Source organism: Corynebacterium sp. HMSC072D12 (assembly GCF_001813925.1).
GTDB classification, from domain to species: Bacteria; Actinomycetota; Actinomycetes; order Mycobacteriales; family Mycobacteriaceae; genus Corynebacterium; species Corynebacterium aurimucosum.
Map to the genome: position 1 here is coordinate 1 of NZ_KV814410.1, position 215 is coordinate 215.

Genomic DNA, 215 nt, shown 5'->3' on the forward strand with positions numbered 1-215 from the left:
AATGCGGATGTAGCGCAGTTGGTAGCGCATCACCTTGCCAAGGTGAGGGTCGCGAGTTCGAGTCTCGTCATCCGCTCCAGGACTTTCTTGACCTTCAGCCTTATCGGCATAAGTAGAGAGTCTTGATAAATACATAAGCGCGTTTAGCTCAGTGGGAGAGCGCTTCCCTGACACGGAAGAGGTCACTGGTTCAATCCCAGTATCGCGCACAAGGA

At 52.6% G+C, this 215-nt stretch carries 2 tRNA genes; both read left to right on the top strand.

The window, feature by feature from the left end:
- Positions 1–3: 3 nt before the first annotated feature.
- A tRNA-Gly gene (locus HMPREF2943_RS07555) sits at positions 4–79 on the top strand.
- 58 nt (positions 80–137) lie between these two features.
- Positions 138–209, top strand: a tRNA-Val gene (locus tag HMPREF2943_RS07560).
- Positions 210–215 lie beyond the last annotated feature (6 nt).